Genomic DNA, 15,083 nt, shown 5'->3' with positions numbered 1-15,083 from the left:
ACCATAGGTGTTCGATTTGCGACCTTCGTCCACCCGATCCCAATCCGGCTTAAGAACCCGCGGCTGGCGCAGGGGTGCAACCCGGTCGTGGCGGGTCACCCGGGCGCGCGTTGCGGAAGGACGGATCGTTGCCGACTGGCGGGACGTTGCAGGATGTGCAATTGAGGTGGTCATATCTTTACTCCTTAGTGTGTTGGCAGTGCACTGGCACCACCTTTGAGGTAGTGCACAAAGCTTCCTTCGCTGTGGTTCACAGTGAACCATCCGCGCCAGACAGGTTGTGACTAATTATTAGAACACTAGATCAGGTGTTCTAATTCCACTCACGTTCAGAAATTTAGCACGCTTGTTCGAACACGTCTAGCGGAACTTCATATTTTTCGAACACACACACTAGAAATTCTCTTTCTATCGGGTAAAGTCAGTGGAGACAGCTAAAGCGAACAGCTAATGCCCAGTACCGAATCAACACCGAATACCGAATGAGGTAGATCCCGTGAGCACCGACGATTCCACCGATAGCCCCACACCGCGCCCGCGACTTGGGCGTCCGCCGAAGTCGGAAGCAGACAAGCGTGCGGAGAAACAGGCCCAGAAGGACGGCCAGAAGCCTGCCTTGAGTACCCGTCAGCGCCGCATTCTGGAGGTCATTAAGGATTCAACGGTTATCCGTGGCTATCCACCGAGCATCCGAGAGATTGCGGATGCTGTGGGGCTGCATTCCACGTCTTCGGTCTCCTACCACCTCACCCAGCTCGAGAAGCGCGGCTATCTTCGCCGTGATGGCAAGCGCCCCCGCGCCGTCGACGTGCGGGCGTTCGACGGTGGCCAGCTAGGCAGCGAGGGCACGAAGAACACCACCAACAAGCCCAAGGCCAACGCTTCGGCTCCGGAGCCGACTCCCGACGGCGAGATCATGCCGGAGGCAACCTACGTTCCGGTCGTCGGCCAGATCGCGGCCGGCGCCCCGATTCTCGCGGAGCAGAACGTTGAAGCTCACTTCCCCCTCCCCCAGGAACTGGTGGGCAATGGCGAGCTCTTCCTCCTCCAGGTCGTGGGCGAATCGATGCACGACGCGGGCATTTTCAACGGCGACTGGGTAGTAGTTCGCTCGCAGTCTGTCGCCGAGTTCGGCGACTTCGTGGCGGCAATGATCGACGGCGAGGCCACGGTCAAGGAGTTCCAAAAGGATTCCGACGGCCTCTGGCTGATCCCCCATAATCCGCTGTTCGAGCCCATTCCCGCCGAGGAAGCGACGATCCTGGGCAAGGTCGCCGCGGTCCTGCGCAAGATCTAGGTTCCCCCCATTGGTTCTGACGCCGCCGTTTCCCGCCCGCAAGCAACTAAAGTGACGCCTATGGAATCAGCAGAACGGCGCCGTCAGATACTCTCCCTCACCGCCATTCACGGCAGAGTAACTGTGAATGAACTGGCGGAGAAGTTCGGCGTCACCGCAGAAACAATTCGCCGCGACCTGGCGATCCTCGACGACGGCGGCGAGCTCTTCCGCGTCCACGGCGGCGCCGTACCCGTACAGAACTTCCGTACCGACTTCACCACCCTCGCAACCAGGTCAAAGGCCGCTCTCGGGGCCAAGCGCGCCATCGCCCGGGCAGCGGTGAAACTGCTGCCGCCCTCTGGCACCATCTTCATCGACGCGGGCACCACCACCGGCGTATTCGCCGAAGCAATCGCGGAAGCCAACGCAACGAACGACCCGAAACTCATGGCGCCGAAGTTGAACATCGTCACGAACTCGTTGTTCATCGCCACTACCCTGGCGGAATCCTCGCGCTGCGATGTCCAGCTGATCGGCGGGCACGTCCGGGCGGCTTCCCAGGCTGTCGTCGGCGACCTAGCCACCCGAGCGCTCGGCGTACTACATGCGGACGTGTCCTTCATCGGCACCAACGCGCTCACAATTGACCACGGCCTATCCACTCCAGATGCTCAAGAGGGGGCCATCAAGCGCGCCATGGTCGCCAATTCCGACTCGGTAGTCGCCCTGTGTGATTCCACCAAGTTCGGCCTCGACTACCTCGTGAGCTTCGCCAGCATCGATGACATCGCTGCCATCGTCACCGACCGCGGCGCCCCCGAGCCCTACGTCAACGAACTAAGAAACTTAGGCATCGACGTCACCTTTGCCGACTGGTTACTCAGTTACGACAAACTCCTCCAGCTCCGCCGCAACCACCTTCGGTAGACGCACATCCAGGCGAGTTCCATCCGCGTCGTAGTCCTCCGCAATCACTGTTCCCAGCTCGTGAACCTTCGCCACCAGATCGCCGCGGTCAAACGGAACGTGCAGGGTCACGTGAGAATCCAGCGAGTTGAGGAACAACTCCAGCTGGGCCTCCAATTCCGGAATGCCCTCCCCCGTCTTCGCGGACACGTACACGGCATCCGGTATGCGGTGGCGCAGCTCCGCCAGCACTAGCGGGTCGGCGGTATCGATCTTGTTGATCACCAGAATCTCCGGTGGCGCTTCCTGCCCGGATTCCTCCACGATGCCACCGATCACGGTATTTACCGCCTTGATCTGCTCTAGCGGGAACGGGTCGGAGCCATCCACAACGTGCAGCACCACATCGGCGGCCAGGACTTCCTCCAGAGTGGAACGGAAGGCCTCCACCAGCTGCGTAGGCAGGTGCCGGACGAAGCCCACCGTGTCGCTGAACACCACCGTGCGACCGTCCGCCAGGCTCGCGCGGCGCGTTGTCGGATCCAGGGTGGCGAACAAGGCGTCCTCAACGAGCACACCCGCTCCCGTCAGCGCGTTAATTAGGGAGGATTTGCCCGCGTTCGTGTAGCCCGCAATCACGATCTGGGGAATAGCCGAGGCATCACGCCGTTCACGCTTGACCTCGCGAGAGGTCTTCATCGCCGCGATCTCCTTACGCAGCTTCGCCATGTCGGAGCGCAGGCGGCGGCGATCCGCCTCGATCTTCGTCTCGCCAGGTCCGCGCAGACCCACGCCGCCGTTGGACCCCGCGCGACCGCCGGCCTGTCGGGACAGCGCACTACCCCAACCGCGCACGCGCGTGATGAGGTACTCCATCTGCGCGAGCGAGACCTGCGCCTTGCCCTCCTTGGACTTCGCGTGCTGGGCGAAGATATCCAGAATCAGCATGGTTCGGTCGATCACCTTGACATCCAGTGCCTTCTCCAGTGCGATCATCTGGCCCGGGCTCAGCTCACCGTCGCAGACCACCGTATCTGCCCCGGTTTCTTGCACCACGGACTTCAGCTCCTCGACCTTGCCGCGGCCGATGTAGGTGCCGGAATCCGGTTTGTCGCGCCGCTGGTAGAGCATCTCTGCCACCTCGGAGCCTGCGGTTTCGGCTAGGGCTCGCAGTTCCTCCAGGCTCGCCTCCACCTGCGCGATCGTCCCGGTGGTCCACACGCCGACCAGCACGACCTTCTCCAGCCTCAGCTTGCGGTACTCAACGTCGTAGCCGTCGGACTGCTCGTCTGTGTAGGTATTTACTCCGCGGGACAGCCGTCGGAGGCTCGAGCGCTCCTCCAGATCGAGTTCGCCGACCGTGGGCGCCGCGTGCGAATCATAAAGGTGTGTAGTGTGTTCGGTTTTATCCGTCTTTTCCGTCATTACGCTCTATTTTTACCTGTCAGGGGCGGTAAATAGGAAATTTGGTGCAGCGGACTAGAGTGGTGGGCATGATTCCTGAACTCCGCAGCATTGGTATGGATTTCCCCAAGTGGCAGCAGGCTCTCGAGGCAGCCTATAGCTCCGGCAACCTGGGCGTGTCGGGTGAGGTCCGTGGCGGCCAGGTTCTGCAGTTCGACGATCCCTCGGGCGCCCGCATGGTTGTGCTCGCCGTCGAGCCCTTCGGCTCCTTCGCCAGCTACACCGGCGGAGTGCCCGCCACGGCGCATCTGTCGATGCTGAACGACATCATCGGCGTGCTCGATGTAGTGGACGACAGCCCGATGCTGCAGATCTCCGGCCAGCAGGCACCGACGATTGCCTCCCTCACCGCCACCATCGCTCAAGGCCCTTTGCTTGTGGACGCCCCCTCGTTGGAGTACCACCAGTTCCACGTTGGGGCTCTGGCCAACTCCGTGCACGTATATGGGGACTCCACTGAGTTCGCCAAGGACGGCGGCCTGAAGGTCGGCGTGGTCAATTCGAGCGGTTTGCAGGATATCAACTCTCCTGCCACTGCCCCGCATGCCACCGCGGAGATCGCAGTGGAGGCCTCCGGCTGGTCCCGCAAGGTCAACGCTCTAACGGGGCAGAAGTTCTGGACCGCGAGCGTGACCTCTCCCTTCGAGTTCACGGTAGTTCTACCCGAGGATGCGGTCGACGAGGAGCTCGCACAGTCCGATGCTCCGTTGATCGTGGCCGGTACCGTGCAGTTCACTGCTAGCACCGTGGATTCCGCTGGCTGCGGCGGCGCCTGCGGCTCCGGCAGCTGCGGCTGCGGGGGTCACTAAAGCACAGTCTTTCCCCAGGACACGATCGCCGAGGGGCCGCGGAGTACCGAGCCGTCCTCGGAGATCTCCACCTGCACGGCTCCCCCTGGAACGTGCACGGTGACGGTGCCTGTGGCCAATTCGGCGTCAGCAAGGGCAGAAACAGCGGCGGCGACAGTGCCGGTGCCGCAAGAGCGAGTCTCCCCCACGCCGCGCTCGTGGACGCGCATGTGCACCGCACCCGCATCGTCCAGGGGTGTGAGTACCTCCAGGTTGACCCCTGCCGGGAAGAACTCCGGGTCGAACTGCACCTGCTGATCGATCGGCAGCTTCTGCAGCTCCAGCGCCGTGAGGTTGGGTACCACCGCGGCTAGGTGCGGGTTGCCCATATCCACGCCTAGCCCCGCGACCTTCATGTCGCCCACCTGTGCGGTAGATACACCCAACACTTCCGGGGTGCCCATCTCCACGCTCACGATCGCGTGTTCCTGGTTTTCTCCACTCAGTTCGTGCACTTTCACCAGCTTGCGGCCCGCCCGGGTGCCAATGCCGAACTGTTCGCCAACGGTAACTTTCCCTTGTCGGCACAGCACGTGGGCGAAGGCGCGCACGCCGTTGCCGCACATCTCAGCCAGGGAGCCGTCGGCGTTGCGGTAGTCCATGAACCATTCGTCACCGTGCACGCCCGCAGGAAGTTCGGTCAGCACGCCCGCGCTCACCAGGGCGTCACCGGTGGCGATGCGAATCACCCCGTCGCCGCCGATCCCGGCCCGCCGGTCTGCGAGGTGTCGCACGCGATCCTCAGTGAGGTTCACCTGGGTCGCCTCGTCCATCAGGATAACGAAGTCGTTCTCCGTGCCGTGAGCCTTAATGAAATCGATCATGCTGAGCACTCCCTCTATTTACTGCTGGCTGCCAATCCCTAGCGCTTCCGTTGCCGCGCGGGCCGGGTCGGGTGAGTTGGCGTCAATCCAAATAATGCGCTTATCCCTGCGGAACCAGGAACGCTGCCGTCGAGCATAGCGACGGGTGCCGGTGATGGTGCGATCCACAGCTTCCTCAAAGGTGAGTTCGCCCGCGAAATAATCCAGCACCTGCGCATACCCGATCGCCTGGCCGGCGGTAGACTCGCGGACCAGGCCATCGGCAACCAGAGCCCGCACCTCCTCGACTAGGCCTTGGTCGAACATCTGGCGCACGCGGAGCTCGATGCGGGGGTTAAGCCACTCGGCGGGCGCGTTAAGCCCCAGCAGGCGCATATTCCAGCGGGGCGTAGAGTTCTTCGGTGGTTGCGAAGCCGCAAAAGGCTTACCGGTCAGCTCTATGACTTCGAGGGCGCGAACGGTACGGCGCGGGTCGTTGTCCTCAATGATGCGAGCAGCCTCGGGGTCGATCGTCGCCAGGTACTGATGCATGGCGGCCACCCCGCGGGTGTCGAGCTCGCGCTGCCACTTCTCGCGCACCACCGGATCCGTGGGCGGAAAGTCCCACTCGTCGACCAATGCCTGGATGTACATCATGGAACCGCCGACGATGATGGGCGTTTTGCCCCTGGAAAAAACTTTCTCCACCGTCTCGATCGCCCCCGCGCGGTACTCCGCGACACTCGCGGGCTTGGTCACCGGCCAAATATCCAGCTGATGGTGCGGGATCCCCTGCCGCTGATCCGGCGGAACCTTCGCCGTGCCGATATCCATGCCGCGGTACAGCTGCATGGAATCGATGTTCACCACCTCCCCGTCCAGCCGCTTGGCCAGCTCCAGGGAGATCGCCGTCTTGCCAGAGGCGGTAGGGCCAACGACTGCGATCGGGCGGATCTCAGTGGAAGAACTCATAGAAACCCAGTCTAGCGGTGCGGCTGGTGTAATAATTACTGCATTGCCCTATACAAGGCGTATAAGGCGATTGGCATGTTTTGGTTTTAGGTAGGAGTACCCGCAATGACTGATCCCACGAATCCTCGTCCGGTCCCGAAGCCCGGCCCGAAGCCGGGGCCCAAGCCCGGGCTGAAGGGAGTGCAGCCCGGGGGTGTCAGCATCCCCAAGAACGACCCCGCGAAGTTCGGCCGCGTGGATGCGGACGGCGTGGCATGGTTGAAGACCGCCGACGACGAGCGTCAGATCGGCGAGTTCAAGGCCGGTACTCCGGAAGAGGGGCTGAAGCACTTCGGCGCCCGCTACGACGACCTCAGCACTGAGGTGCAAATGCTCGAGGCGCGTCTGAAGAGCCACCCGGAGCAGGCTCAGACCATCCGTCACGACGCGAAGATCCTGCAGGATTCCCTTTCCACTGCAGCCGTCATCGGCGACATCGCCGCCTTGGATGCCCGCCTCGAAAAAATTACGCAACGCACCCAGACTGCCGAGAAGCAGGTCGCGGAGGCCAAGCAGGAGCGTCGCGATTCCGCACTGGCACAGAAGGAAGAGCTGCTGGGCGAGGTCGAAAGCATCGCCGCCGCCGACCCGTCCACGCTGAACTGGAAGCGCTCCGGCGAGCGCATCCGCGCGATCGTCGAGCAGTGGCGCGGCATCAAGGGGGTGGAGCGTTCCACCGACGACGAGCTGTGGAAGCGCTTCTCCAAGGCACGCTCCGAGTTCAACCGCAAGCGCCAGGCGCACTTCGACGAGCTGGACCGCAACCGCGAGCGAGCGCGGCTGAAGAAGGAAGAGCTGATCGAGCAGGCCGAGGCACTGCAGGATTCCACCGAGTGGGGGCCAACCAGCGCTAAATACCGCGACCTGATGAGCCAGTGGAAGGCTGCCGGCCGCGCACCGCGCAACGTGGATGACCAGCTGTGGGAGCGGTTCCGCAAGGCACAGGACGTGTTCTTCGCCGCCCGCAAGGCGGATTCCGCCGAGCGGGACAAGGAGTTCGAGGCCAACGCGGACGCCAAGCAGGCCCTCATCGACGAGTACTCCCCCAAGGTAGATCCACAAGCGCACGGAGTGGACAAGGCACGCAAGGTTCTGCACGAGCTGCAGGAAAAGTGGGAGCAGATCGGCTTCGTCCCGCGCGGTCGTGTGCGCGAATTCGAGGACAAGATCAAGGCCATCGAAGCCCGCGTGGAGGAGGCTGCGGATGCCGAGTGGCGCCGCACCGACCCGGAGGCGCAGGCGCGCGTGGCCCAGTTCCAGGCGAAGGTGGATCAGTTCAACCGCGAGGCCGAGGCCGCGGAGAAGGCGGGCAAGTCCGCGAAGGCGGAGAAGCTACGCGGCCAGGCGGCGCAGTGGCAGGAGTGGACGGACGCCGCCGCTGCCGCCGTGGAGGGCTAGTCCTCCTCGTTCTCCTGCTCGGTCTCGCTCTCCTGCTTCTCGAGCTCGGCCTTGCGCTCGCGGCGGGCCTTCGCTCGGGCGCGGCGGTCATCCACGATCTCCGCATCCTTGCGATCCTCGATGCCCGTGCGCAAGCGCTGCTGTGCCAGACGGGATTCTTCGTCGCGGTGTGCCTCCTCGCGCCGCGCCGCAGCCAGCGCTCGCTGCAGGGGATTCTTTTGGAACACCACCGCGGACAGTGCATAGAAAAGTACCGTTAGCCCCACCAGGCTGAACATCAGCGGGATGGCCGGACCGTCGCCCGACTCCGTCGGCGGCTGGGTCTGGCGCACCCAGATCGCAAACACGTTGTACCACCAGGCCACACCTGCAAAGGCCCAGTTCACCCACGCCACGATCCACGATTTCGAAACCAATGTTCCGATGGACAATAGAATCGCTGTCAGGCGCAGCCAGGAAAAGATGGTCTCTGGCTTAGCCGTCGCGCCGCTCTGCGCCACCTGGGTGTTAAACAGCACGTCGTAGCCGCGCACGTCGCCGGCGTGCGGCAAGAAGATCATGACGAGGGGAACCAGGAAGCCGAATACGATCAGCGGCACGTAGCGCCCCAGCACCACCCGCCCGGCAATCCTGCGCTCAGCGCCACTGAGGTCGTCCCGGTACTGCGCCAGCGCGTCTTCGGCGACTTCCTGTTCGGAGCTCTTGGCGCTCTTGTTATCACTACTCACAGCCGCATCCTCCCGTGCTGCATCCGTCCGCCGCGGTCGCCTCGGGCTTCTTTATGCTCGGCATTCCTAGTCCGACGCCCACAGGCGCCGTAGTCGGGGTCTCCCCCAACTCTGTCATGTCCCCCGCCCGGGTGCGCGTGTGGCTCGCGACTCCGCCGTCGGCGATAAGGAAGTGCGGCGCGGCGTCAGTAATAACAACCTCCACTACGTCACCTGCCCGGATGTCGCCTTCGGGCGTGAAGTGCACGAGGCGACCGTCTCGGGAGCGGCCGGAGCGGCGGTGGGTGCGGTCGTTCTTACGCCCGTCGGCCTGCACCAGTAGTTCCTGCGTGGTGCCGATGAGCTTGCGGTTTTCCTCTTCGCTGATGCGCTCCTGCAGTGCGAGGAGACGCTCGTAGCGGTCCTGCACGACGGCCTTGGGCACCTGGTTTTCCATCTCCGCAGCCGGAGTTCCGGGGCGCGGCGAGTATTGGAACGTGAAGGCGCTGGCGAAGCGGGCCTTCTCCACTACGTCCATCGTCGCCTGGAAGTCCTCCTCAGTCTCGCCGGGGAAACCGACGATGATGTCGGTGGTGATCGCCGCGTGCGGGATGCGCTCGCGCACCTTGTCGAGGATCGCCAGGAACTTCTTGGAGCGGTAGGAGCGCTTCATGTCCTTCAGCACCTTGTCCGACCCGGACTGCAGCGGCATGTGCAGCTGCGGGCACACGGCAGGGGTTTCCGCCATCGCGTCGATCACGTCGTCGGTGAACTCGGCCGGGTGGGGGCTGGTGAAGCGGAGGCGCTCCAGGCCTTCGATTTCCCCGCAGGCGCGCAGCAGCTTGGAGAATGCGGTGCGGTCGCGCTCGAGGGTTTCGTCGGCGAAGTTCACGCCGTAGGCGTTAACGTTCTGTCCGAGCAGCGTGACTTCACTAACGCCTTGGTCTACCAGCGCCTTGACCTCAGCCAGGATCTCACCGGGACGGCGGTCCTGCTCCTTGCCGCGCAGCGAGGGCACGATGCAGAAGGTGCAGGTGTTGTTGCAGCCAACGGAGACGGAAACCCAGCCGGCGTAGGCGGATTCGCGCTTGGCGGGAAGTACGGAGGGGAATTCCTCGAGTGCGTCGAAGATCTCCACCTCTGCCTTGTGGTTGTGCGCCGAGCGCTCCAGCAGCGTGGGCAGCGAGCCTAAGTTGTGGGTGCCGAAGACCACGTCAACCCATGGGGCCTTGTCCACCACGGTCTGCTTGTCCTTCTGCGCCATGCACCCGCCCACGGCGATCTGCATGCCGGGGTGCTCGTCCTTGATGGCCTTCATCTGACCCAGGGTTCCGTAGAGGCGCTTGTCCGCGTTCTCGCGGACGGCGCAGGTGTTGAACACCACGACGTCCGGCGTGGCGCCCTCGTGTGCGGGCACATACCCGGAGTCTTCCAGCAGGCCGGACAGTCGCTCGGAATCGTGGACGTTCATCTGGCAGCCGAAGGTGCGCACTTCGTAGGTGCGACCGGCGCCAGAGTTCTCGCTCGTTTGCGTCTGAATCGTCTGTGTCACGTGGATTACCCTACCCCTTTGCCTGCCGCGTTTAGAAAAGTGAGGCCTTCGTTAGTGACGCCCGCTACAGCTCCTCTATTCGCGCGTCCAGCGCGCGGCGAGCGTATGTAAGCGTCACACCTTGCGGAAATCCGCGGCGGGCGGCAACTCCCACTACGCGGCGCAGTGCCTTGTCGTATTCCTTGCGGTCGGCCGGGCGGGTCTTCACACTAGCTGCCTTCTTAGTTACGAGTTCTTCCAGGATCTGCTCCTGGGATTCCTCGTCCACCTGTGCCAGCGCGTCGTCGATCAGCGCCGGGGCGATGCCCTTGCGCTGCAGCTCTCGGCGCAGAACGGCGACGGATTTCTTCTGGTTCTTCTCCCGCTGCCGCACCCATTCTTGGGCGAACTGAGCATCGTCCAGCATCCCGCTTGACGTGCAGCGGTCAATGACCTCCTCCACGCCCTCGGGCTCGAACTCCGCATCGAGCAGCCTTTGGCGCAGCTCCGCCGTGGAACGTGCTCGGTGGTTAATCAACCGCACCGCCTTGGCCTTGATCGGCGCGAGTCTTTCCTCCTCCTCCGCATCCAGGAACAACTCGCCCTCGCCGGGCGAGTAGTTGGCGATCGCCTGCCGCAGCGCTTCTACCTTCTGGTCGCGCTCGCTATGCCTAATCGGCATCGTCAGTTGGCATCGTCATCGTCGAAGTTCGGGCTCAGCTCAATGGGCTTGTCCTCATCCGCCTGCTCCCCAGCAGCTTCCCCAGCTGGCTCGTCCTTCGTCTTAGCGTACGGGCCGATCTTCAGCTCGCGGGCAATGCGATCTTCCAGCTCCGCGGATAGATCCGGGTTGTTCTTCAGGAACTCGCGGGCCTTCTCCTTACCCTGGCCCAGCTGGTCGCCGTCGTAGGTGAACCAGGAACCGGACTTCTTAATCAGGCCGGTCTCCACGCCCAGGTCAATGATGGAGCCCTCCCGCGAAATGCCTTCGCCGTAGAGGATATCGAACTCCGCGATCTTGAACGGCGGCGAAACCTTGTTCTTCACGATCTTCAGACGGGTTCGGTTGCCCACTACGTCCTGGCCATCCTTCAGCGCCTGGATGCGGCGAATATCGCAGCGCACGGAAGCGTAGAACTTCAGCGCCTTACCACCAGTGGTGGTCTCCGGAGAACCGAACATCACGCCGATTTTCTCGCGCAGCTGGTTAATGAAGATCGCGGTCGTGCCCGTCTGGTACAGCGCACCGGTCATCTTACGCAGAGCCTGGCTCATCAGACGGGCCTGCAGGCCAACGTGCGAATCGCCCATTTCTCCATCGATCTCCGCCTTGGGCGTCAGCGCCGCCACGGAGTCCACAACGATGATGTCGATAGCGCCCGAGCGGATCAGCATGTCCGCGATCTCCAGCGCCTGCTCGCCCGTGTCCGGCTGGGAAACCAGCAGCGCGTCTGTATCCACGCCCAGCGCGCGGGCGTACTCCGGGTCCAGCGCGTGCTCCGCGTCCACGAAAGCCGCGATGCCACCGGCACGTTGCGCTTCTGCGATTGCATGCAACGCCACGGTGGTCTTACCGGAGGACTCCGGCCCGTAGATTTCCACCACGCGACCGCGCGGGAAACCACCAATGCCCAGCGCCGCGTTGATTGCGATGTTGCCGGAAGAAATTGCCTGGATTGGTGGGCGGGTATCGTCGCCCAGGCGCATGATCGCGCCCTTGCCGAAGTCCTTCTCGATCTGCGCCATCGCAAGCTCCAGCGCCTTCGACCGATCCTTCCCCGCCGCGGCGGTCTGCTTCTTCTTCGGTGGCATAGAGTTGCTGCTCCTTACATCTGCTGTGACGTCCGGTGTTTTCAGTTCCGGTGTGTTCAGTATCGTCATCTTCTTCGCACCCCCGATGTCCTTAGACCGGTAGCGCTCCGAAAAGGTTCATTGATAGTTGTACTCGACCGCGCGGACAACCATCGTTTCCGACACACACTCTACACGAACCTTTGTTCGATTGTTTAACTGACCACCCCACCGGGTCAGACTGAGGGCGTCAATAAAGAAAAGCCTAGATATCCTCACCCAGGCGGCGGTCTTCGGGCACATCGAAGTCGTCGCACAGCGCCAGCCACACATCGCGGGGATCATACCCCTGTTCGATTAGCGCGGCGGGCGTATCCCCCAGCGAGCTCAGCACGTGAGTATCCGCAATGAAAGCCCGGAAGCTATCGCCGAATTCTCCCAAAGTCAGCCGATCAAACTCTGTTCTGCGCATGGTCTACCAATCTACACCCCCGCCCAAGAACCCCGCCTTGAACAGTGTTCAAGTTCTGAGATATCTGGGTTATTATCATATTTATGTCACACTCAGAAACTACAAAATTCAAGGCGGTAGACCTCGCATACATCGCCGTGTTCGCCGCCCTCATCATCGTGCTCGGCGGCGTGCAGTTGCCCATCGGCGCAGCCGGCGTACCCATCGTCTTACAGAACATGGGCATCGTCCTGGCCTCCCTCATCCTCGGCTTCTGGCGCGGCGGCCTGGCCACCACCCTATTCATCGCGGTGGGCTTCGTTGGCGTACCGAACATGGCCGGATGGAAGCCCGCCGCCGCAGCCGTCGCAGGCCCCACCGTCGGCTACATCGTCGGCTACGTCATCGCCGCTTTCGTCATCGGCCTTATTGCTCAGTACGCCCCGCGCAGCACCAATGCGCGCGCCGCCGTGTTCTTCCTCGCCGGCATCGTCGGCGTGATCATCCAATACCTCTGTGGTTCGATCGGCCTGATGGTGCGCCTCGGCTACGACTTCAGCACCGCCCTGGCGGCCAACACCCCATTCATCCCCGGCGACCTCATCAAGGTCACGCTCGCCGTCGCCATCGCCCTGGCCGTCACAAAGGCGGTGCCAGACCTGCTGCCGACCAAGCGCAAGGCCTAAAGCATGCCCCGCATCGAGTTCGAGAACGTGAACGTCACCTTCGATACCGCTACCGGCCAGCGCACCGTCCTTCGAGACATTAACCTCTCCCTCGACGAACGCCGCATCGGCATCATCGGCGCCAACGGCTCCGGCAAATCCACCCTGGTGCGTCTCATCAACGGACTGGCTGAGCCCACCAGTGGGCAGGTGCGCGTCGCGGGGCTCAATGTGGCCAAACGCGGTCGCGAGGTGCGGCGCAAGGTGGGGTTCGTCTTTAGTGACGCCGACAACCAGATCATCATGCCCACGGTCGCCGAGGACGTCGCGTTCTCCTTGCGCGCAACCACCAAAAGCGGCCGCGAAAGGGAGGCAAAGGCCGCCGACATGCTGCGCACCATGGGGCTGGAGCACCTCGCGGACGCCTCCCCCCATTTTCTTTCCGGTGGCGAAAAACAACTGCTGGCGCTGGCCTCGGTGCTGGTCGTGGAGCCAGAGCTGGTGATCGCCGACGAGCCCACTACCCTGCTGGATCTCGGCAACCGCCGGATGATCGCTCGCAGGCTGGCCGACCTCCCGCAGCAACTGATCGTGGTTACGCACGACCTAGAGTTGCTGGAAGAAATGGATCGCGTTCTGTGGATCGCCGACGGCGAAGTACGGGGGGATGGCCCAGCCGAACACGTCATCTCCGACTACGTAGCGAGCTTCGGCGGGTAGGTAAGCAATGGCAAAGTCCCTCCACATCAATGTCCCGCTGTCGGTGTATCACCCAGGACAGTCGATTCTGCACCGCGCCCGGCCGGGGCTAAAAATTTTTTTGCTCTTCTTGTTCCTGGTCGGCAGCGCCATCTGGGCGACCTTTCCGTGGCAGGCAGGGGTGGTAGCCGCCTTCACCATCGCGTGCTATTTGGTGGCGCGCATCCCCGTGGGCTTGGCGCTGCGCCAGCTGCTCGCGCCCGCCGTACTACTACTGGCCTTCGCCGCGCTGCTGTGGTGGCAACGGGACTTCCCTACAGCGCTGACCTACTTCGGGGTGATCCTCTCCGCGGTGGCCATGGCAACTCTGCTGACCCTAACGACCACTATCGGACAGCTCATGGACGCTGTCGAGGCCGGCCTGCGGCCCCTGGGCAAAATCGGCCTGCCGGTGGAAACTATCAGCCTGCTGGTGGCACTGACCATCCGCCTGATTCCGCTGACGGCACTGACGGTCAACGAAGTGCTTGACGCAAGAAAAGCACGGGGCGCATCGCGCTCCGTGCTTGCCTTCGGCGTGCCGGTGATTGTTCGCAGCCTATTGCGGGCCCGCCGCCTCGGCGAGGCGCTGAAGTCCCGCGGGGTCGGTAACTAGCCGGAAAAACTAGCTTTCGCCACGCAGCTGGCGCATGCGCTCGGCCACTGCATCCTGGCTGACGTTGCCCGCCTGCGGCTGGGCCTGCTCGATGGCTTCCTGCTGCTGTGCGCCACCCAACTGGTTGTTCGCACCACCCTGCATCTCCGCACGGATCTGCTCCAGGCGGGAGTGCCCGGCCATCTGGATGCCGGCCTGCTCAACCTCCGCCATGCGACCCTGCACAGAGTTCTGTGCCAGCTCGGCCTGGCCCAGGGCGTTGGCGTAGCGGCGTTCGATCTTCTCGCGCACCTGATCCAGGTTCGGGGAGCCATTGGAGGTAACGGCGTTCATGGACTGCAGGGAATCGGCAACCTTCTCCTGCATCTTCGCCTGCTCCAGCTGACTCAGCAGCTTGGTCCGCTCCGCGGCCTTCTGCTGCAGCTGCATGGAGTTGCGCTCCACGGCCTGCTTGGCCTGCGCGGCCTGCTGCAGAGCCTGGTCGTGCAGGCTCTTCATGTCCTCCACCGACTGCTCCGCCGTCACCAGCTGTGCAGCAAAGGCCTCGGCGGCATTTTCATACTCCATGGCCTTCTGCTGGTCGCCCTGTGCGCGAGCCTTGTCGGCGAGGTTCAGCGCCTGCTTGGTGTTGGCCTGCAGCTTCTCTACCTCTTCGAGCTGGCGGTTCAGCTTCATCTCCAGCTGACGCTGGTTACCGATAACAGCCGCTGCCTGCTGGGATAGTGCCTGGTGCTGCTTCTGCGCCTCTGCGATGGCCTGTTCGATCTGAATCTTCGGATCAGCGTTTTCTTCGATCTTGTTGTCGAAGAGCGCCATCAGGTACTTCCACGCCTTCACGAACGGATTGGCCATGAGCTATTGCTCCTTCATTGAGA

Annotated in this window: 16 protein-coding genes; 7 read left to right on the top strand and 9 right to left on the bottom strand. The window is 63.0% G+C overall.

What is annotated here, in order from left to right; translation table 11 throughout:
- Positions 1-496 precede the first annotated feature (496 nt).
- Positions 497-1,297 carry a transcriptional repressor LexA gene (gene lexA / locus JQ46_RS09675; protein WP_034987781.1) on the top strand — a complete coding sequence of 267 codons (801 nt, stop codon included), beginning with the start codon at positions 497-499 and terminating at the stop codon, positions 1,295-1,297.
- A gap of 60 nt (positions 1,298-1,357) precedes the next feature.
- Positions 1,358-2,206 carry a DeoR/GlpR family DNA-binding transcription regulator gene (locus JQ46_RS09670; RefSeq protein WP_051876321.1) on the top strand — a complete coding sequence of 283 codons (849 nt, stop codon included), beginning with the start codon at positions 1,358-1,360 and terminating at the stop codon, positions 2,204-2,206.
- Here the strand turns inward: JQ46_RS09670 and hflX are convergent.
- The gene (hflX, locus tag JQ46_RS09665; RefSeq protein WP_034987778.1) at positions 2,156-3,610 is read right to left on the bottom strand and encodes a GTPase HflX; all 1,455 of its coding nucleotides are present in this window, start codon (positions 3,608-3,610) and stop codon (positions 2,156-2,158) included. The genes JQ46_RS09670 and hflX overlap by 51 nt on opposite strands.
- Positions 3,611-3,678: 68 nt before the next feature.
- Between hflX and JQ46_RS09660 the strand changes: the two genes are divergently transcribed.
- Complete coding sequence (locus tag JQ46_RS09660) at positions 3,679-4,458, top strand: hypothetical protein (RefSeq protein ID WP_034988009.1); 780 nt, start codon at positions 3,679-3,681, stop codon at positions 4,456-4,458.
- On the opposite strand, the gene dapF is transcribed toward JQ46_RS09660, so the two are convergent.
- Both dapF and miaA read right to left on the bottom strand, forming a co-directional pair.
- Positions 4,455-5,321, bottom strand: coding sequence for a diaminopimelate epimerase (dapF, locus tag JQ46_RS09655; protein ID WP_034987776.1), 867 nt, complete (start codon positions 5,319-5,321; stop codon positions 4,455-4,457). The two genes, JQ46_RS09660 and dapF, sit on opposite strands and share 4 nt — an antisense overlap.
- 18 nt (positions 5,322-5,339) lie before the next feature.
- A complete protein-coding gene (gene miaA, locus JQ46_RS09650) occupies positions 5,340-6,272 on the bottom strand; it encodes a tRNA (adenosine(37)-N6)-dimethylallyltransferase MiaA (protein ID WP_034987771.1) in 933 nt (310 codons plus the stop codon).
- Between the two features lie 105 nt (positions 6,273-6,377).
- Between miaA and JQ46_RS09645 the strand changes: the two genes are divergently transcribed.
- Positions 6,378-7,709: a DUF349 domain-containing protein gene (locus JQ46_RS09645; protein ID WP_034987766.1), complete on the top strand. Its 1,332-nt coding sequence runs from the start codon at positions 6,378-6,380 to the stop codon at positions 7,707-7,709.
- Here the strand turns inward: JQ46_RS09645 and JQ46_RS09640 are convergent.
- The 5 genes from JQ46_RS09640 to JQ46_RS09620 form a co-directional block, all read right to left on the bottom strand.
- Positions 7,706-8,437: a hypothetical protein gene (locus tag JQ46_RS09640; protein ID WP_034987762.1), complete on the bottom strand. Its 732-nt coding sequence runs from the start codon at positions 8,435-8,437 to the stop codon at positions 7,706-7,708. The two genes, JQ46_RS09645 and JQ46_RS09640, sit on opposite strands and share 4 nt — an antisense overlap.
- Positions 8,430-9,968: a tRNA (N6-isopentenyl adenosine(37)-C2)-methylthiotransferase MiaB gene (gene miaB, locus JQ46_RS09635; RefSeq protein WP_034987758.1), complete on the bottom strand. Its 1,539-nt coding sequence runs from the start codon at positions 9,966-9,968 to the stop codon at positions 8,430-8,432. The genes JQ46_RS09640 and miaB overlap by 8 nt, the downstream gene beginning before the upstream one ends.
- A 64-nt stretch (positions 9,969-10,032) precedes the next feature.
- The gene (gene recX / locus JQ46_RS09630) at positions 10,033-10,629 is read right to left on the bottom strand and encodes a recombination regulator RecX (RefSeq protein WP_034987752.1); all 597 of its coding nucleotides are present in this window, start codon (positions 10,627-10,629) and stop codon (positions 10,033-10,035) included.
- Positions 10,630-10,631: 2 nt separating this feature from the next.
- The gene (gene recA, locus JQ46_RS09625) at positions 10,632-11,759 is read right to left on the bottom strand and encodes a recombinase RecA (protein ID WP_034987747.1); all 1,128 of its coding nucleotides are present in this window, start codon (positions 11,757-11,759) and stop codon (positions 10,632-10,634) included.
- Positions 11,760-12,003: 244 nt separating this feature from the next.
- Entirely contained in the window at positions 12,004-12,210 is a 207-nt protein-coding gene (locus JQ46_RS09620) for a DUF3046 domain-containing protein (RefSeq protein ID WP_034987743.1), read from the bottom strand.
- Between the two features lie 83 nt (positions 12,211-12,293).
- Here JQ46_RS09620 and JQ46_RS09615 point away from each other — a divergent pair, with 83 nt between their 5' ends.
- The 3 genes from JQ46_RS09615 to JQ46_RS09605 are packed head-to-tail and all read left to right on the top strand — an operon-like array spanning position 12,294 to position 14,208.
- Positions 12,294-12,875 carry a biotin transporter BioY gene (locus JQ46_RS09615; protein ID WP_237744797.1) on the top strand — a complete coding sequence of 194 codons (582 nt, stop codon included), beginning with the start codon at positions 12,294-12,296 and terminating at the stop codon, positions 12,873-12,875.
- Between the two features lie 3 nt (positions 12,876-12,878).
- A complete protein-coding gene (locus tag JQ46_RS09610) occupies positions 12,879-13,574 on the top strand; it encodes an energy-coupling factor ABC transporter ATP-binding protein (RefSeq protein WP_034987735.1) in 696 nt (231 codons plus the stop codon).
- A gap of 7 nt (positions 13,575-13,581) precedes the next feature.
- A complete protein-coding gene (locus tag JQ46_RS09605; protein ID WP_034987732.1) occupies positions 13,582-14,208 on the top strand; it encodes an energy-coupling factor transporter transmembrane component T family protein in 627 nt (208 codons plus the stop codon).
- A gap of 9 nt (positions 14,209-14,217) precedes the next feature.
- Here the strand turns inward: JQ46_RS09605 and JQ46_RS09600 are convergent, their stop codons facing one another.
- Entirely contained in the window at positions 14,218-15,060 is an 843-nt protein-coding gene (locus JQ46_RS09600; protein WP_034987728.1) for a PspA/IM30 family protein, read from the bottom strand.
- Positions 15,061-15,083: the final 23 nt, after the last annotated feature.

Origin of the sequence: Corynebacterium jeikeium, from assembly GCF_000738175.1 — a bacterium.
Classification (GTDB): Bacteria; Actinomycetota; Actinomycetes; order Mycobacteriales; family Mycobacteriaceae; genus Corynebacterium; species Corynebacterium jeikeium_C.
Note: the sequence above shows the minus strand (reverse complement) of the source record. Positions and strands in the feature narration are given on the sequence as shown.